General features: G+C 38.1%; 18 protein-coding genes. 7 read left to right on the forward strand and 11 right to left on the reverse strand.

The window, feature by feature from the left end:
• Window positions 1-300 precede the first annotated feature (300 nt).
• Window positions 301-2,145 carry a BspA family leucine-rich repeat surface protein gene (locus tag HXT47_RS00340; protein ID WP_174191464.1) on the forward strand — a complete coding sequence of 615 codons (1,845 nt, stop codon included), beginning with the start codon at window positions 301-303 and terminating at the stop codon, window positions 2,143-2,145.
• Window positions 2,146-2,332: 187 nt separating this feature from the next.
• Here the strand turns inward: HXT47_RS00340 and HXT47_RS00345 are convergent, their stop codons facing one another.
• Window positions 2,333-2,542, reverse strand: coding sequence for a hypothetical protein (locus tag HXT47_RS00345; RefSeq protein WP_004106126.1), 210 nt, complete (start codon window positions 2,540-2,542; stop codon window positions 2,333-2,335).
• Between the two features lie 161 nt (window positions 2,543-2,703).
• Between HXT47_RS00345 and HXT47_RS00350 the strand changes: the two genes are divergently transcribed.
• A complete protein-coding gene (locus HXT47_RS00350) occupies window positions 2,704-3,408 on the forward strand; it encodes a rhomboid family intramembrane serine protease (RefSeq protein WP_004106124.1) in 705 nt (234 codons plus the stop codon).
• Between the two features lie 267 nt (window positions 3,409-3,675).
• Here HXT47_RS00350 and HXT47_RS00355 read toward each other — a convergent pair whose 3' ends face one another.
• A complete protein-coding gene (locus tag HXT47_RS00355) occupies window positions 3,676-3,876 on the reverse strand; it encodes a hypothetical protein (RefSeq protein WP_421789072.1) in 201 nt (66 codons plus the stop codon).
• Between the two features lie 19 nt (window positions 3,877-3,895).
• Between HXT47_RS00355 and HXT47_RS00360 the strand changes: the two genes are divergently transcribed.
• Window positions 3,896-4,981, forward strand: a complete 1,086-nt coding sequence (locus tag HXT47_RS00360) for a THUMP-like domain-containing protein (protein ID WP_421789074.1) — start codon at window positions 3,896-3,898, stop codon at window positions 4,979-4,981.
• Between the two features lie 56 nt (window positions 4,982-5,037).
• Here HXT47_RS00360 and crgA read toward each other — a convergent pair whose 3' ends face one another.
• Window positions 5,038-5,430, reverse strand: a complete 393-nt coding sequence (crgA, locus tag HXT47_RS00365) for a cell division protein CrgA (RefSeq protein WP_004106118.1) — start codon at window positions 5,428-5,430, stop codon at window positions 5,038-5,040.
• Window positions 5,431-5,507: 77 nt separating this feature from the next.
• Here crgA and HXT47_RS00370 point away from each other — a divergent pair, with 77 nt between their 5' ends.
• Entirely contained in the window at window positions 5,508-6,263 is a 756-nt protein-coding gene (locus tag HXT47_RS00370) for a DUF881 domain-containing protein (RefSeq protein WP_004106116.1), read from the forward strand.
• Window positions 6,264-6,308: 45 nt separating this feature from the next.
• A complete protein-coding gene (locus tag HXT47_RS00375) occupies window positions 6,309-7,415 on the forward strand; it encodes a class E sortase (RefSeq protein ID WP_004106114.1) in 1,107 nt (368 codons plus the stop codon).
• Between the two features lie 401 nt (window positions 7,416-7,816).
• Here the strand turns inward: HXT47_RS00375 and pknB are convergent, their stop codons facing one another.
• From pknB to HXT47_RS00410, 7 genes are read right to left on the reverse strand one after another with little or no spacing between them, the layout of a single operon-like run.
• On the reverse strand, window positions 7,817-9,820 hold the full coding sequence (gene pknB / locus HXT47_RS00380; RefSeq protein WP_004106112.1) for a Stk1 family PASTA domain-containing Ser/Thr kinase: 2,004 nt from the start codon (window positions 9,818-9,820) through the stop codon (window positions 7,817-7,819).
• Entirely contained in the window at window positions 9,817-10,779 is a 963-nt protein-coding gene (locus HXT47_RS00385) for a serine/threonine-protein kinase (RefSeq protein WP_112928832.1), read from the reverse strand. The genes pknB and HXT47_RS00385 overlap by 4 nt, the downstream gene beginning before the upstream one ends.
• Window positions 10,776-12,242 (reverse strand): peptidoglycan D,D-transpeptidase FtsI family protein, encoded by a 1,467-nt coding sequence (locus HXT47_RS00390; RefSeq protein ID WP_004106109.1) that lies wholly within the window; start codon window positions 12,240-12,242, stop codon window positions 10,776-10,778. Before HXT47_RS00390 ends, HXT47_RS00385 begins: the two co-directional genes overlap by 4 nt.
• Complete coding sequence (locus HXT47_RS00395) at window positions 12,235-13,716, reverse strand: FtsW/RodA/SpoVE family cell cycle protein (RefSeq protein WP_421789076.1); 1,482 nt, start codon at window positions 13,714-13,716, stop codon at window positions 12,235-12,237. The genes HXT47_RS00390 and HXT47_RS00395 overlap by 8 nt, the downstream gene beginning before the upstream one ends.
• Window positions 13,713-15,377 carry a PP2C family protein-serine/threonine phosphatase gene (locus tag HXT47_RS00400; RefSeq protein ID WP_101885817.1) on the reverse strand — a complete coding sequence of 555 codons (1,665 nt, stop codon included), beginning with the start codon at window positions 15,375-15,377 and terminating at the stop codon, window positions 13,713-13,715. The genes HXT47_RS00395 and HXT47_RS00400 overlap by 4 nt, the downstream gene beginning before the upstream one ends.
• A gap of 3 nt (window positions 15,378-15,380) precedes the next feature.
• The gene (locus HXT47_RS00405) at window positions 15,381-15,917 is read right to left on the reverse strand and encodes an FHA domain-containing protein FhaB/FipA (RefSeq protein WP_004119723.1); all 537 of its coding nucleotides are present in this window, start codon (window positions 15,915-15,917) and stop codon (window positions 15,381-15,383) included.
• Window positions 15,918-15,950: 33 nt separating this feature from the next.
• The gene (locus HXT47_RS00410) at window positions 15,951-16,652 is read right to left on the reverse strand and encodes an FhaA domain-containing protein (RefSeq protein WP_004119721.1); all 702 of its coding nucleotides are present in this window, start codon (window positions 16,650-16,652) and stop codon (window positions 15,951-15,953) included.
• Between the two features lie 155 nt (window positions 16,653-16,807).
• Here HXT47_RS00410 and HXT47_RS00415 point away from each other — a divergent pair, with 155 nt between their 5' ends.
• Together HXT47_RS00415 and mscL are read left to right on the forward strand one after the other, a co-directional pair.
• Complete coding sequence (locus HXT47_RS00415) at window positions 16,808-17,545, forward strand: phosphatase PAP2 family protein (RefSeq protein ID WP_004106098.1); 738 nt, start codon at window positions 16,808-16,810, stop codon at window positions 17,543-17,545.
• A gap of 23 nt (window positions 17,546-17,568) precedes the next feature.
• Window positions 17,569-17,979, forward strand: a complete 411-nt coding sequence (gene mscL / locus HXT47_RS00420; RefSeq protein ID WP_004106097.1) for a large conductance mechanosensitive channel protein MscL — start codon at window positions 17,569-17,571, stop codon at window positions 17,977-17,979.
• An 85-nt stretch (window positions 17,980-18,064) separates the two neighbouring features.
• On the opposite strand, the gene HXT47_RS00425 is transcribed toward mscL, so the two are convergent.
• The gene (locus HXT47_RS00425; RefSeq protein ID WP_407645754.1) at window positions 18,065-18,634 is read right to left on the reverse strand and encodes a DUF3566 domain-containing protein; all 570 of its coding nucleotides are present in this window, start codon (window positions 18,632-18,634) and stop codon (window positions 18,065-18,067) included.
• Between the last annotated feature and the right edge of the window lie 127 nt (window positions 18,635-18,761).

Raw genomic sequence — 18,761 nt, forward strand, 5'->3', positions numbered from 1 at the left:
CTACAATCTCTTAAACCATTAGACGAAAATATTTACGGCAAAGTTGACGTAAGTAAATGGACTGTTACAGTAAATGGCACAAGCGCGACCATTGAATCTTACAATGGCGATAAAAAGCATGTAGTTGTTCCAACGCTTGCAGATCTTAAAGATGATACAACTAATGGAAGCAAGTACAAAGGTGTTACTAGCTTAAGCATTGCAGAGAACACTTTATCTGGATTAATTGATAAAAATCAAACTGACACTACAAATAACACTAAAACTATTGCTATTTCTCATAATGGCAATCCTGTTAATATGCCTGACACTAACTTAAGTTATTTGTTTGCAAGCACAAAGCTTACACATATTGATCTTGCTAATTTACATACAGGTAGAATTACTGGTTTACATAGAACATTCTTTGACAATGGGGAACTTCAAACTATAAAAGGCATAGAGAATTGGGATGTAAGTACTGTTACTAGTTTAGAAGAACTATTTTCTCAATGCTATGTTTTGGTAGATCTTCCTAACTTATCTAGCTGGAATACTTCTAAAGTAACGAACATGGATTATGTATTCAACGGATTAAAAATAGTGCCAGATAAAGATTTTGGATTCTTGAGCAAATGGAAAACCGACAATGTCACAACAATGGACAGCATGCTTGCACAATGCTATGAGTTGAGATCAGTAGAACCATTGAAGAATTGGAACACTGCTAAAGTAACGATTATGAAAGATATGTTCTATGCTGCAGACATAAGAGATTTATCTCCACTTGCTAACTGGAATGTTAAAAACGTTACTAATATGCAACAGATGTTTATTTCTAACTATAATCTCGAAGACTTCTCTGGTTTAGGTAAGTGGCAGCTTAATCACGATGTCAATATGAACAGAATGTTTTCAAAACTTACCGGTACATTAATAGCTAAAGATTGGAAGTCTGTTACAAGTTATAAGAATAGTCCACTGTTTATTAAAATTATCAATAATATGGCACAAGGAGAAGAACAAGGGCCTTATAACAGATCAGGAATCGGCGCAATTTTCATAACTGATGGACCCTTTGTTAAGGAAATAAAAAATATAAGTGGATTCCACCATTGTGTGCGCCTCTATCATTCTCGCAAAGATTATGACGATAAAAAAGCTCCTTTTGCAACTATCAAAATGCCAGTAGTCTACTACAGCACAAGCATTGATGCTTCAAATAAAGATGCACAACGAAACGTTGTTCTTGCGGAAGCTCAGAAAAAAGTCAATAACTGGATAAAAGAAAAAGAAAAGAAAGATAATAAAAAATACGTAATTACAGATACCATTTTCGACAAGTTCAAAAACAGCTACAATGACGCTCATTTAACAGCTAACGCATCATTTGTTATTGAAGAAGTAAAATACAAAAAAACTATTACGCAAACTATAACAGTTCACGATCAGCCGGGCGAGCCAGAATATACTATTATTCGCAAAAGAGAGATTCATCGTACTCTTAAAACTGATAGCAAAGGCAATAAAGTGTTAAGCCCTTGGTCTAAAGCTGTTTTTGAGAAGTTTACACTTCCTCAAATTAAGGGATATAGTGTTATGCCAGTAGAAAAAGCTTCTACTACTGTCAATATTAAAGATGATGTTTATTATGTTCAATACAATAAGCAAACAACCACCGATACCGGCACGCAAACTGATACACCGGAAACAACCGACACTGGCACTGGCACAGATACAGTGACAGATACACCAGAAACCACTGATACTGGAACACAAACAGATCCAGAACCACAAAAGCCTGCAAATCCAGATCACTCAAATGTTCCAGACAAGCCGAATATTATTTACGTTCAAACTATGCCAAATAATGCCGGCACACAAAATCAAAAAGATCAACAAAATAACGATACTTCGCCTGCTTGCAATTGTGATTGTTCCGCTAAAAATATCGGTAATAACGAAAATAAAAGAAACAACCAGTCTGCAAATAGCACTTCTAACGCATCGCACACTGAACAAAATAATGCGTCAAAAAATCTATTAGCAGCAACAGGTTCTGCAACGCAATATGCAGCATTACTGTCGTTGTTCATTGCAACCTCCGTTGGATCGTTCTCCTTGGGCAAACTGCGTTTCAAAAAGCGCAAGCATGCAATTAAGTAATACTGCTGCGTAAATTACATAAAAGGCGGAAGCTGTTAATCAGTTTCCGCCTTTTTGTGTAGATTTTAGTTAAATTGCATGTAAGACAAACGCTTTTGTTTGCAACAATTCTTTAGTAATTACAAATAAAGGCGACTACGAATATACGCAATCGCCTTTATTTTGGACTGTATAAAGCAAATGTCACTTATGCCTCAGCGGCAGGAGTATCGTTAGCTTCTTTCTCTTCTTTTTCTAACCCTAGGTCAATTGGCGAAGAACTGTTCTCCCATGGTTCCTCCCAAGGGTCATAATCAGGATTATGCTGCTTGTACACATACAACGCAGCAATACCTGCGAGCAGTGCTCCGAAGAGCAGTGCAAAGAACTTCCAACCGCCAGAGGATCTGTTCTCCATGATGGCTCCTTTCCGGTTAAGCTGACCTGCTCGTCCAAGTCAACAATCTATACCGCTTTTTGTCGCGTAATAACTATCATAGTTGCTTTTCTTCAGAGTTGCATCTTTTTTAAATAATGTTATTGATTAAATTTGTGAAGTAAAACCGATATCATAAGCATATGCACAACTTTGATATTAAAAATATTTTAAATAATATAAGACTTCGTTTTAACACAACCACAGCCATTTTAGTATATTCATGCATTTTTATTTGGATATTGGAAATGGTACTAAACTTTGCATATCCAAATTATTATTCGACTCTAATAAGCTATACTGCGTTTCTTCCAATTACTGCGTTACAAACACCTTGGACTTGGTTCACATCAATGTTTGTTCACGCACCAAATTTAACCCATATTTTCTTCAATATGCTATGTCTTTGGTCGCTCGGAGTTGAATTAGAACGATTCTTCGGTAAATGGAAGTTTTTTGGATTGTATTTAATATCCGGCTTTGGCGGAAGCGTAGCTGATATCGTATGGTGCAAACTCACTAATAATTGGTTCGTTGCTTCATACGGTGCTTCGGGAGCTATTATGGGGCTTATAGGTGCACTTCTCGTAGCACAATGGCGACTAGGAGAAAACATGCGAGGAACAATTATTTGGATTGCTATTACTCTCGCTATGCCAATTATTGTACCTAATATCGCTTGGCAATCACACGTTGGAGGCTTAATTTCAGGTACTGCAATTGCAGCATTGCTCGGAGTACAAAATCCGCTACTTAAAAAAGCTTCGTTTAATACGCGTTTCTTAGTATATTTTGTATCACTATTTGCTATTCTCACTGCTTGTGCAATGTTTTGTTTGAAGGCATGATTTATTAAATTACACACGTGTAGTTTTCCACCAATGTGCACAGGATTGTGTATAAGTTGTGCCTAAATTGGTGACAACTATATAAGTTATCCACATAGTTAATCACAAACGTTGATAACTTGCCTTTTGTGAACCTGTGCACAAGTGTATAAGAGTTATCCACAATTTAAGTTTTTTGTGGACTAAACTATCGACTACATAATTTTAAAATTTACTTGCTCTAAAATTTTCTACACCTCAATAAGGAATGAGATTCATGCCTACACTTCAAGTTCCAAAAACAATCGAACCAGCAAACGCTTCTACACTCACTTTTATTAAAGAAAACGCACAATTGTCGCCAAGCAAAGCTGCTCTTAAAGCTCCACGCAACGCGAATATCGACATACCGTTTGCAATTAACCAAATAGCAGGTAGACAGATTGCGCAACAAAAACTGCCAAAATGGGCTTCCTGCAACGAAGTCATATATCCTGCACACATTTCTATGGAACAGTGTTCTTCTCAATCAACAGCACAATACAAAGCAAATGTTGCAAAAGAATTACTCAACAAATTAAATTCAGAAAATTTTAGTAGCACACTTGTGGACCTTACTGGCGGCTTTGGAGTTGATTGCACAATAATGTCTGAAGTTTTCGATTCTGCTATTTGTATTGAACAGCAAAACGAACTTTCTAGCATTGCACATCACAATATGAATGCACTTGGTATTACAAACGTAAAATGCTACAACAACAATAGCCTTGATGCACTCAAAAATATTCCTAAGTCAACGATAATATACGTTGATCCAGCTCGCCGTAACAAACAAGGATCTCGCACATACGCTATTGAAGATTGCACTCCAAACGTATTAGATCTTAAAAATCAGTTGCTCACTAAAGCAGAAATAGTAATTATTAAACTTTCTCCAATGCTTGATTGGCACAAAACAGTTAGTGATTTCAGTGGCAATGTAGAAGCCGTACATATAGTCGCACATAATAACGAGTGCAAGGAACTATTGATAATACTTAGTAACTCTCAGCACACAAAAGTACCAGTATATTGCGCAAACGATGATCAGATAACTGTTATACAAGCAACTTACAATACTTCAACAAATCAGGTATCAATACAGCCTGAATCAAATGTTTTAAATAATAAAAAAGAAAATAATAAAAAAGATGAAAATTTAGATATAAATAACTGGCCAGAATGGTCGCAATACGTTTATGAGCCGAATGCAGCAATCATGAAAGCTGGCTGTTTTTCATTGTTAGAAACTCAATACAATATACAACAAATCAGTGCGAATAGTCATGTTTACGTATCGGAAGAATACTACTCAGAATTTCCAGGAAAGACATGGAAAATTGAAAATGTATGCAGCATGAATAAACGCGAAATAAAACAAACTTTTGCTGATATTACTCATGCAAATATTGTTACTCGTAACTTTCCAATACCTGTAGAAGCATTGCGCAAAAAATTAAACCTACAAGATGGCGGAAATACAAGAATTATTGCAACAACTGATAACAATAAAAATCACATACTTATTCGAGCAGTAGCAGCAACAAAAAAGTAGCTACGCAACATTTGCATAGCTACTTTTAAAACATATTAAACAGTTTGTTTTACAGACTAACGCCACCACATTGTCATAATGAATCCAGTCATTACTATTACTAATGCAATAACTAAATTCCATGCACCAATTCCAGGAATTGGAAGCACAGGGTTCAAATAATAAACAACAGCCCAAATTAATCCAACGACCATTAATGTGCAGAACAGCGGCACAAACCATGCAGCATTAGCTTTTGTGCCTTTAATGCTTTCTTCGACACGTCGCCTATTTTCAGCTTGTCTCTGCATCATTTGCTGAATCTGTGGAGAAAGCGTTGCTTTATCCGCAGTAGCATTCAACACTGCTTCAACTTCGTCCATAGGAACGCCATAAGTATTCTCATTTGACGTATCGCTCTTCTTTGCAGCGTCGTCAGCTGCAGTTGTGTGCAATTCTTCATCAGCCATAACTGTAACTCTCCAATCAATCGGCTACACGCTATAATAGTGGTTACACTCGAACGCGTGAAGGATGAAGATAAAATATGGCTAAGAGAACTGGGAAACATCGTGCTCAACACTCGCTGTTAAGCAGTTTTGCTGTTGCCGTTGCAGTATTTCTTACCGGCTATTTATTCGTTCTTAATTTGCGCGTAAACCGCTCTGCTTTTGTGACTTCTAATACGAGTCAAATGGTTGAAAGAAATTCGCAGCGCACAAAAAATTTACGAGAAGATATAAAATCTTTAGATTCTAAAATTAATTTACTTAATAAAACGCTCGGCAGCAGCACTAGTGAAGGAAAAGAATCTTCTGATACTGGAAGTAGTACCGTACTTCCAAAACTTGAAGGACCTGGAATTGTTGTAACTCTTAACGACTCTCCTCTATGGAAAGGCGCGGTTAATGGTTCCGGAACATCCGGAAATATTAATGATTACGTAATCCACCAGCAAGATATTGAAGCTGTAGTAAATGCTTTGTGGCGCGGTGGAGCAGAAGCAATAACTATTCAGGATCAGCGAGTATTATTTAACTCCGCAGTTGTTTGTATTGGTAACGTTCTTATGTTGCAAGGTCATCAGTACTCGCCACCGTATAAAATATCTGCTATTGGTCCAATGGATAGCATGGTTGATGCTCTAAACAATTCACCAGCCATACACACCTACAAGGAGTATGTAAGTTCGTTTGGATTAGGATGGAAAGTGGAGAAAAAGAATAATCTGCGATTCCCCGAAGCATCGGCCTTGTTGCAACCATTAAGGTACGCAACAGTTCCTAAAGTGCTAAACAAATAAAATATGTTGCAAAGTCTTCATACATCAATAAAGGAGTAGCACACTATGCAATCTGCTAATATGCAGGAAGGAAAAACGAAGCGTAGCAGCTCGAATTTCTGGTGGCAAGCCGCTGGAATTATTGGCGAACTGTTGATAGCTTTTGCAGTTATTTGCGCATTGTACATTGCATGGCAAATGTGGTGGACTGGAGAGCAGGCTGAGCACACTCAAGTAGAGGCGCGTCAAGCAATATCTTGGCAAAACCCAAAAACTGGCGATAAAACGAAGATTGCTTTACCACAGAATACTGACCCACCTGCTTTAAGCAAACCAAAGTCTGAAGACCTTGTAGCTCGTTTATACATACCACGTTTTGGAAATCAGTGGGAACGAAATGTTGTAGAAGGCATTACGCCAGACATCTTAAGCAAGCGTGGTTTAGGTCATTATCCAACCACACAAATGCCTGGCGCAATAGGTAATTTCGCAGTAGCAGGTCACCGAAATGGTTATGGTCAGCCATTGGGAGATGTAGACTTACTGAAGCCTGGCGACGCAATAGTAGTTCGTACAAAGGATTATTGGTTCGTCTATAAGTACACTTCTTACAAGATTGTTACACCAGATCACGGTGAAGTTATTGATGCAAATCCTGATCATCCTGGTGAGAAACCAACAAAACGTATGCTTACTCTTACAACTTGCGAACCTAAGTATACTGCTGCAACTCATCGCTGGATTAGCTACGCAAAATTCGCTTATTGGGCAAAGATTAGCGATGGCATTCCAAAAGAACTTTCTACTATTGATGAGCAAGGAAAAGTGAAGTTTATTAACAATGAGCAACAATCTCTAGTTTCTCATCTTTCTTCACTAGTGCCAGTTATGGTGGTTGTTTTATTAGTGTATGTGATGATTTTCGCAGCAGGAGCAATCGCTTGGCAATGGCCAGAACTTCGCGCTATTCATTCTGGATTAAAGAAAAAGCCTGATGCAAGCATTTTTGGCGGTCTTTTGCGCATACAACCAGGTATTACAGCGATTCGTTGGATTCTTTCGATTCTGATTTATTTCTTCATTGTATTAGCATTATTCCAGTGGATTTTCCCTTGGGCCGCATCTACAATTCCATTCCTTCAGCAGATGTCTAATTACTCAACAACTGTATGATAACGGGTTAAGTAGTAAGTTTTAAATATTCTTACGATTGCTTTAAAACTTACAAAATAAAAACATTTAAGGCGATTGCGTATGAAGTGCAGTCGCCTTTTGTTTATATTAATAAAATAAAAGCCTATAGAAACACATAAAATAACGCATTGCTATAAAACTATGTCTAAATAAACAAACATATCTTAAACAGCTATTTTTTCGTTTTATCACATACTTTGCAACCTAATATAAGTCTATTTTTGCAGATCTATTTTCACGCATCAATTTTTATAAGTAATATATGGATTTTATTAGAGATACAAACATTAGAGATACAAAAATGCTGCTTGCTCTACTTTTCTTGTAGAACAAGCAGCATATACATTATTTTTACAGACTTAATCTAACACAAATCTAAATCAGTCTGAATCAGACGAAGAACCAAGGCTTGGACGTGTAACTAATGTAATCGCTTTGCCCTTCTCAACCTTGCTTCCTGCTTCCTCAGACATGCTCATGACTATATCGTCATCTTTTGCCATTGAATCAGATACTACTCTCAAACCTTTTGCTTCAAGTATTTTCTTCGCCTGTTTGAAGGTAACAGTACCAAGATCTATACTAGGAACTTCAACTTTCGAAGCACCTTGAGAAACGTACACAGTAATAGAGCTGTGTGGTTTAACAGAGGAACCAGACGACGGATTTAGTCGAGTTACAGAACCTTCAGGCACATTATCTGAATCTTCCTTAACTACATCCGTAGTAAAACCAAAATTCTCTAATTGGCTAACCACAATGTCTTTGCTTTGACCAACAAGACCGTCAGGAATTTTAGTTAAACCGGATGCAATATATAAAGTAATTAATGTACCCTTATCAGCAAACGAATCTGCATCAGGATCTGTGCGAGTTACATGATCTTTCTTAATATCTGCACTATCTTCTACTCGAACATTAGCAATCTTAAACCCAGCACGCTCAAGCATTTTACGAGCAGCTTCTTGCGTTTTACCACTTACATCTGGCACGCGAGTTGATTGTGGTCCAACCGAGAACCATACAGTCACCTTGGATCCAGAAGCAACATGTTCACCTCCACGCGGTGATTGCTTAGTAAAAGTTCCCTCAGGTTGAGAAGAATGATCATCTTCACGAATATCTGGAACCAAACCAAGTGCACGCAACTTTTCACGAGCAGCATCCTGCGTTGTTGTCTCCATAAATGTTGGAACTACAACATCTCCAGTAGCACGACTTCGATTGAGCATAAACAGCACACCCAGAAGAACTAATACTGTTACTAATACTCCAACTATAGATCCGATTACTACTCGTTTACGACGTTGCGCTTGCATTGTTGCTCTTTGTGACGCGCGCGTACTAGGAGAAAATGCAATATTTGCAGATTCAACTTGACCAGTAATAGGATTAAACGATTGAGTTGCAGCACCATCTGTCATGCCCATAGCCATAGTTGCAGCATTCTGTTCAGCCTGCTTACGCGCCTTCATATTAGCTAAATCAGTCAATGGATTAAACGCTGCTGCAACAGGCACTCCACCGTTCATAAACGCTAGAATGTCATTCTTAAACTCTGATGCTGTAGCATATCTATTTTGTCTATCTTTTGCCATTGCTTTAGCACAAATCTTGTCCCACATAGCAGGCATGCCTGGAACAAGTGTGCTAAGAGGTGTCGCCACTTCTGAAACATGCTGATATGCGATGGCAACAGCTGAATCTCCAATAAAAGGAGGACGTCCAGTTAGCATTTCATACAGCACACACCCTGCAGAATACAAATCAGAGCGCATATCTACTTGTTCACCACGAGCCTGCTCTGGAGACAAATATTGTGCTGTTCCAACAACACCTTGAGACTGTGTCATAGTTGTTGCAGAATCATCAAGAGCTCTAGCTATTCCAAAATCCATGACTTTTACTAAGCCTTGTTCAGAAATCATAATATTTCCAGGCTTAATATCGCGGTGAATAATACCCATTCTGTGCGAATACTCTAAAGCATTGAGCACTCCAAGCATAACTTGTTCAGCGTCTCTCTGACTTAAAGCTCCATTCATTTTTAGAATATCGCGTAATGTTTTACCTTTAATGTATTCCATTACAAGATACGGTAAACGCTCTTCTAAGCCATTTTCTGCTATAACAGATTCTTCTCCAGAATCATAAATATTCACAATATTAGGATTGTTCATCTGCGCAATGGCATGCGCTTCCCTGCGGAATCGCGAAAGGAAAATCTCATCGTTCGCTAAATCGGAACGCATAATTTTCACAGCAACTGTACGACCTAAGCGCTTATCAACAGCAACACGCACTTCTGCCATGCCGCCACGGCCAATAAGCTCCCCTAATTCGTATCGACCATTCGCTAATGAGGTGGGCATTGTGGTATTCATTGCTGCTCCTTGCGATCATTGGTATTAAAAATATTAATAATATTTACTTGGCTTTGCGGCATACTTTTAATACATCTTCGTTGTCGCAAATTTGTAGAAAGTACTCCTGTTGTATTGTTGAAGGCTGTTTCTTGATCTAACAGTCTGCGCTCAATACGAGATAATACTTTCGACACGACTAATGCATCTTTTGGACGATCTTTTGGATTCTTTGCAAGCATAGACATAATAAACTGTTGCAATTGCAAATCAACATTTTCTGGCAAAGGTGGCACAGGATCATTAACATGTGCAGCAGCAATATCTACCGGCGTTGCTCCAGTAAATGGACGATGTCCACACAAGCCTTCATATGCCACAACACCTAACGAATAAATATCAGATTGTGCAGTAGCTTGCTCACCTTGCGCTTGTTCTGGAGAAATATATTGAGCTGTTCCAACTACCATGCCATCTTGAGTGATTTGTTCTTGGTCGCTGGAATATGACACGCCAAAATCTGTGATTTTCACATTGCCAGTATCAGAAACCATAATATTTGCAGGTTTTACATCGCGATGAATTACACCATGAGAATGAGCTACAAAAAGCCCTCGAGCTGTTTGAATAAGAATAGGAAGTAACTTAGTAGGATCAATTATTTTTTCTTTATGATACAAATCTGCCAATGATTTACTTGGCACATATTCCATAATTAAGAATCCAATACCATCATGCTCATAATAATCAAATAATGCTGCAATATTAGGATGCGCTAAATTGGCAGAATTATGCGCTTCAGCACGAAGACGACGTAATTTTGCTTCAACGTTTACGGTATCTGTGCGTAACGCCTTAATGGCAACAATTCGCCCAAGTTGAATATCAAAGCCTTTCCAAACTTCTCCCATACCGCCTTGAGCAAGGCGGCGATCAAGTCTATAACGATGATGAACTAACTGTCCTTCAACGAGTTTCATTGTTTAAGCGCCTCCTCCATCACTTGTCGCATAATAGGTCCTGCCGCGTAACTACCAAATGTACTTGTGTTATGTACTATAACTGCTATAGCTATTCTAGGATTTTCAGCAGGAGCAAATCCAATAACCCAACCATTAGCAGCTTGATTATACATTCCAATCTGTGCAGTACCTGTTTTAGCAGCAACATGAATATTAGGTAAAGCAAGATTAGGATTTTCTTTTGTAACAACAGCCTGCATCATAGAAGTTAATTTAGATGCACTGTCACTACTCATTACTTGGTTCATAACGGTTGGTCTAGTTTGTGACAATACTGACAAATCACTAGATCTTACACAATCAACAAGAGTAGGCTTCATCAATGTTCCATTATTTGCAATAGCTGCCGCAATCATAGCATTTTGCAAAGGTGTAACCTTAGCATCACCTTGACCTATTGATTCCAGAGCTAGTCTATCTGGAGTTGGCTTAATAGAAAAAGTAGATTTCACGGATCGCATTGGGAATCCAGTAGAATCAGAACCATCAATAGACAGCGAATCGAAGAATCCAAACTTTCTTGCTTGCTTTACAATTACGTCAGATCCTAAAGAATTACCCAATTGAGCAAAAGCAGTATTAGACGAATATGCTAAAGCATCCTCAAAAGATATTTTTCCATCAACGCCATTCGCTTGGTAAGTGACATTTGTAAGAGACGTCTTGGTTCCAGGCAAAACATAGCTCGCACCAGCAGGTATTTTCGTATCAGGCTTGTATTTTCCAGATTCTAATGCTGCTGCTGCAACAACAGTTTTGAACGTAGAGCCAGGAGCATAAAGCTCAGAAACAGCACGATTCAGCATAGGATTTGACACATCTGATGTTATTCTCTCATACGATTTATTTACTTCATTAATATTGTGAAGAGCAAGATCATTCGGATCATAACTTGGAGTGCTTACCATGGCGCGAATTCTTCCGGTTTTTGGCTCAATTGCAACTAAAGCTGCGTCTTTGCCTTTAAGAAGATTGTAAGCAAGATTTTGCAAGCGTGAATCAATTGACGTCTCTATAGAAGCTCCGCGATTAGTTGCTCCAGTAAATAATGAACGGAATTTTTGCCAGAACAGAGCGTCTGATTCTCCACTTAATAAGCTATTGCGAGAAGCTTCAATTCCTCTATCTGCACGCTGGCTAATAGAAAAATATCCAGTAACTGGAGCATATACTAATCCGTTAGAATACTGACGTTGATACACAAAAGCATCTTTAGATGGTTCAGATTTCGCTATAACTGTGCCATCTGATGTAAGTATTGCTCCACGTGGAGCACCAAACTCATGGTATAAAGCTCTGCGATTTCGAGGATCAGAATTTAGAGCATTCGCTTTAATAGAAGTAATAATTGTACTTGAAATACCAAGTATTACAAAAAGTACCAATACTGCAGTAAAAAGTTCTCTAAGACTTTTATTCATTGTTATCACCTCTCTCTGAAGAGGAAATAACAGCAGAAGCATCTATATTATTTTCATAATCTGTATTGTTATATTCGCTATTATTTGTATTCGTATTAGCTCGCTCTCGCAATTCACGCTCGCGCAACGCTGCTAAGGCAGCGTATTGGAAAGTATCTGAAACAGGAGCAGATTCAGGTTTATTTGCAGCGTGAGAAATAACAATAAGCAAAGATGCAAGCAAATAATTTGCCACTAAAGAAGAGCCTCCAGCTGCCATATACGGCAAAGTTAAACCGGTTAATGGAATAACCAAAGTAATTCCACCAATAACAGTAAACACTTGGAAAGCCATAGTAAAAACAAGCCCTGAAGCTAATAATTTTCCAAAGCCATCTTTAATTTTCATTGCAGTAATCATTCCAGATGCAATAATAATTAAATACAAAACCAATACGGCTAGAAGCCCAGTAAGACCAAGCTCTTCACCAACAGAAGCATAAATAAAATCAGAATTAGCTAGCGGTGTTATAGAAGGATGACCTTGTCCTAAACCTGTTCCGGTTGTTCCTCCAGCAGCCAAACCAAACAATCCAGATACAATTTGCGCTGAGCCACCAGGGAAACGATTATAGACCGCATTATCAAATGGATGAAGCCACGAATCCACACGATATTGCACATGTGCGAATAACTTTACTGCCATCAAGCATCCAGCTACAAAAGCAATACCTCCAACAGCAATCCACCCTCTGCGACCTGTTGCAACATACAACATTGACACAAACATTGCGAAGAACATCAATGACGTTCCAAGATCATGCTGAATAACGAGCACGCCCATTGATGCGGCCCATACTAAAGCAATAGGTCCCATGTCTTGTAAGCGAGGAAGGTGAATTCCCAAAACTTTATTTCCACCTACAGCAAGTCGATCACGATGATTAAACAGATACGCTGCAAAGAAGAACGACAGGAAAAGCTTAGCAAACTCTCCTGGCTGCACTGTGTGATCACCAAAACCTATCCAAATTCTTGCTCCACCAATTTCTTTACCTAATCCAGGAACCATAGGTGAAAGCAAAAGAATCAAGCCTATGACCATATTCACATAAGAAAAACGCCTTAAAATGCGATAATCATTCAAAAGAATAACGAAAATAATTGATAATACCAGTGCCGCACAAATCCACACCATTTGTTTTATTGCAACATTTGTATTATTTTGCCTATCAATTCTAGCTATAAGAACTGTTCCAATTGCAGTTAAAAGCATAATACAAGGTAAAATAGCTTGACTTGCATATGGCTGTTTAACAAGAAGAACACCCCAAAATACGAAAAACAGTGCCATAACGAGAATCAACATTGCTGCATAATTAGCAGAAATATAACCGTCAATACGGAAAAACATCTGTAAAAATGCCATGCCAGAAAGCAACGTTGCAAAAAGCAACAATGCTATCTGTCTGATACGCGTAGCAATCATATTCATGAGGTTTTACCCCCCTGCTTCGCATTATCTTTATTTTTATTTATTTTATTTTCTAATTTCTTTTGATTCTGTTCATTAAGTTTTTCTTGTTCTCGTGCACGCATTTCTCGACGAATTAACGAAGCATGACCACGAGCCTCAACTAAGCTGCCAAAACTAATGCCTTCTTTTAATTGATCCTGCCAAGATCTATCTAGTTTATTAACAGGGATGTCAGTAGATTCCACTTCATGAGATAATGCAATACCGAAAATATTTGTTGGCACTCCTTGGTAGATAACAACTTTGTTACTGTCTTTTCCAATATAATATTGCGTTTGAGTCCACGCATATACTCCGTAGCCTACTCCAGAAATAACAAATAATACTAACAATATTCCCAAAGATATGCCTATGCGAGTCCACCTGCGCCTCAATGAATGAGCACGATGTGCCTCATCCTGCTCATGTTTGACAGCACGAGCAACATCTGGATCATGAGGATCCGTTGAAACTTTACCATTCTTTTTTTTGACTATAGGAATCTCATTAGTGTCAGGTGTATGTAATTCTCCAACTTCTTCACGAATGTGTGAAGGTTGCACAATTCTTGTAATAGATATTGTTCCTTCATCTGGATTTTTAGAATTATCATCATCTTGAGCTAGCGCGGCTGCTCGTTGAGCTGGTGAATTCTTATCTTCGCGCAATGCCGGTGCTGAAGCTACTGCTTTATTTACGATATCTGCAATTGACTCGAGATCCTTACTTGCAGCTCCTCCAATAAGTGGAGTTTGATGCGGAAGATCAAATGCATCAGCATCAAGTGCAAGCGTTGCATCTGCAATAACGGCTGTAACATTATCTGTACTACCAGCACGAAGTGCCATAGATACTAATTTTTGAGCGCATTCTTCTTGATTAGAAATACTACTCATCACATCTTGAATAGTTGAATCTTCAAGAACTCCACACAATCCATCAGAGCAAAGAAGCCAACGGTCAGAAGGATGAGCTGAACGCAAAGCAATATCAGGACGAGGATCTATATCAAAATCACCTAATACTCGCATAACAACATTTCGTTGAGGATGATTTCGCGCTTCTTCAGGCGTAATATGACCTGTATCAATCAAATGCTGAACATAACTATGATCAGTAGTCATGCGCATAAGATGATTATCTCTTAGTAGATACGCTCTAGAATCACCTAAATGAGCCAGAACCCAGTATCCTCTTACAAGAGTTACTGCAGTCACTGTCGTTCCCATTCCAGCAAGACGGCGCTCACGCTTAGCTTTACCAACAATCGCATCATGAGCAGCCATAATCGATGTTTCCATCATTGAAGAAACAGTTTTAACATCATGCGGTCTTGAATCTTGTTCAATATGTGCAAGAGAACGAATCGCTATAGTAGAAGCTGTATCTCCTCCAGCATGACCACCCATTCCGTCGCAAATTGCAGCTAAATGTTCACCAGCAAATGCAGAATCTTGATTATTACTACGAACAGTTCCAACATCACTGACAGCCGTAGCATACATAAAAAGTATTTTTTCTACAGAATTTGCGCGATTTTCTTTAATATCATTTTTATCTGTTATAGATGATATTTTTTCTATTTGCCCAGTAACTGCGGTCTGAATTTCTTCTTCGTTATTTGAATTGATTTGTTTCATTTGTTACCTCAATTCAAACATTGTTGCGCCGATTCGCACAGAAGTACGCGGAGCTAATATAACAGGCTCAGTAACACGATTATGACCAATCATGGTTCCATTTGTGCTGCCTAAATCTTCAAGAACCCAAGAATTAACTGATTGATTAAAATAAACACGAGCATGGTGTGAAGATACAAATTCATCGTTTAAGACGACCGTATTAGAAGCAGCACGACCAAGAGTCACACCAGCAGCGTTCAATGGGAATGAAGATCCTGCCAAAGGTCCATCAATAACAACTAACAAAGTTGGAGAACCGGATGTATTTTCTTGATTTTCTGCTTTGGTAAATACTGGCGTCTCACGCACTTGCATGACTTGTGAAAACTTTGCTTCACGAGAATTACGACGAGAACTTTTCTTCCAAAAACGAGATTTTTTAGGACTAAATACTTCAATATCGCAGCGAAGCGAACGGATAGCGCACCATACAAAAATCCAGAGTAAGACTAGAAAGCCATACTTAAGTATTGCAAACGTTAATTCAGTGAACATCATGCGCGTTATCGTCTCCTAGCTCGGAAATACTTACTACTCCTGGTCTTGAGACGATGCCCAATAAAGAATACGCGTACGACCAATAGTAATAGTGTTGCCATCAACCAATGTTGCTGCAGGAACCTGATGACCTTCTACATATGTACCATTAGTAGATCCAAGATCACGAGCAATAACACCGTCAGGAGTTATATCAATACCAAGATGATGACGAGAAATACCTGGATCATCTATTACAATATCGCAACCAGACCCACGTCCTAAAATAGTACGATCCTTTGTAAGCAGGTACTGGTTACCATTAATTTCAAGCATAGGATGATTCTGTTGCTGATCGTCTGTGGTAACAGGAACAGCATTACCCTGAACAGATTCAGATGTCAAATGGAAATTACCTTTAGTTAATTCCAAATCCTCTTCAAAAATAACAACTACAGGTCCTACGAAAGCATAATGCTGACTCTTAGCATATTGAGTAAGATTATCTGCAAGCTCATTAGCTAATGCTTCACTGCCCCATTGTTCAATATGATCAAAATCAGGCGTACTCAGCTTAAAACGATACTCATTTGGAGCAACTGTGTGATCTCTGCCAATAGGCATGGCTTCAGCGTCAATTTCACGTTCCAAAGCACTCGAAAAATCGACTGGCTGCAAATCTTTGGAGCCGAATTTTGCGAAGACGCCGTTCATTGCACCTTCCACGCTCTTCTCAAATCGGTCAAACACGCTCATGGTAAACCCTTTCTATCTGTTCATCATAGTACTCGTCACCGGGTACGGTGTTCAACTACCACACGCTTTTCTTCTAATATATTTTCTTTTTTATACATATTATTTCGTACTCTCCAACGTGCATTTACATCATTGTGCGTGTAATCTTAACAAGTATGATGCAGAAAAATAACAGTAATCACAGCGGATTATCGGTTTTCACTAGAAATTCCGCTACTATTTTTACACTATTACTCGCAGTTGTTATTCCGTGCTTAGGAAAAGCACTACTAGTTACGAGTAAAGAGCGTACTTATGAATCATCCATAGTCTCCTGGTTCCACAAGAGTGTTCCCTCTGTAATTCTCAGTATTTCAAAAATATTAGCTTTAGTTTTTTCAACTAAGGGTTGCATAGCAATACTTGTTTTATTAGCAGCGCTTTCATTATTTATAAATAAAAATTGGAAGATGACAATAATTCAACTTTTAATTTCGCTTCTTCCTATGATTTACATTTTTGCAGTTAAATTTGCTGTAAATCGTCCGCGTCCGTACATTGGTTTGAATATTAAATTACCACCTGATCCAAGTTTCCCAAGTGGTCATACTTCAGCAGCTGTAGCAGTTTGCGTTATGGCAATGTTAATTCTTTACATTAATAAACCATCGTCAGTTCAATTTGGATTACTTTTTAGCGCAATTCTTGTTGTTATAGTTGCTGTTTCACGTATTATTGTCGCTGCTCATTTCCCTACGGATGTATTAGCTGCAGCAATTATATATCCACTACTTTCTGTTACAATTTTGCGCTCGTTCCAGCGACATAATTTATATATTGACAACAGAAATGATGACAAATCTACTTACGAAGAACAAGTACTAGATTCTAACTCACAATCTAATATTCAATAATGTATAAAAGGAAGAAAATACTAATGATAAAAGGATTTAAAAAATTTATTTTACGAGGCAGCGTAATCGATATGGCTGTCGGTGTTGTTATGGGTAGTGCAGTAACTGCAGTAGTAACAACGATAGTTAATTATATTATTAATCCTCTTATCGCAATGATTTGCGGAAAGCCAGAACTTAATGGCGTTCTAACTATTAGTATGAATGGTGCAACAATTTCTTTTGGCGCAGTAATTGGAGCATTATTGAATTTCCTTATTGTTGCTACAGCAGTTTATTTCTGCATTGTTTTACCTATTAATAAATTACGTGAAATTGGTGCAGATTTGTTGCAAATTGAACATGAAAAAACTGAAGAAGAAAAAAGAAAAGAGCGCGAAGAAAAAACTATTCAACTGTTACAAGATATTCGTGACGAACTAGTAAAACGCTAATTTCTTATTTTTCTTATAAAAAATTCCCACTGCTTCGTAGTAAACAGTGGGAATTTTATTATCCAAAACTAAATTATTCACACTATCAGTCGTCACCTAAAGTAATGTGAATTCCTCCAACTAATGAACCAACAACGTTATATAGAAGGGCAATTATTGCAGATAATACGGTTATTATAATTATTTCTACAATTGAAAAAATAGTTACAGCACTTAATACTGTTGGGAGTGAGAACACATCTGCAAGATTAAAACCGTTACTATCCAAACCAGTAGAAGAAACAATCTGCGTTACTTGATCAAATACACCAATCATATTCAAGAACAACCACACTAAACCTGCAGCAATAACTTGAATAATTCCTCCTGCAACACTTAGAAGGAATGTTACTTTTGCTACAGACCATGCATCTACTCTTACTAAAGAAAGACTCATACGACGAGCACGCGGAACACGTCCTGATTTTGTTGCGTTTGTTTTATTGGAAATAGATGAAGCAACGCCACCAATTGTACGACGATACGTATTGGAACTACCACTAACACGTCCAGAAGATGATGAATTTTTAACAATATTTCCTAAAGAAGAATTACCAGATACTTCATCAAAATTATTTTCTTCACTTGAATAATTAGCTTCCTTAGAAGGAACCATTTTTTCTGCAGATAATTCTGTGTCATTAGACAAAAATCTTGCAGATTCCTCATTCATATTCATCGGATTTTGCGATGGCTCAAAATTTTCGCTCATCTCAGTGTTCCTTCTCTTATTAATTTGCTTA

The sequence above is a fragment of the Gardnerella sp. DNF01205 genome (assembly GCF_049244135.1).
GTDB lineage: Bacteria > Actinomycetota > Actinomycetes > Actinomycetales > Bifidobacteriaceae > Bifidobacterium > Bifidobacterium leopoldii.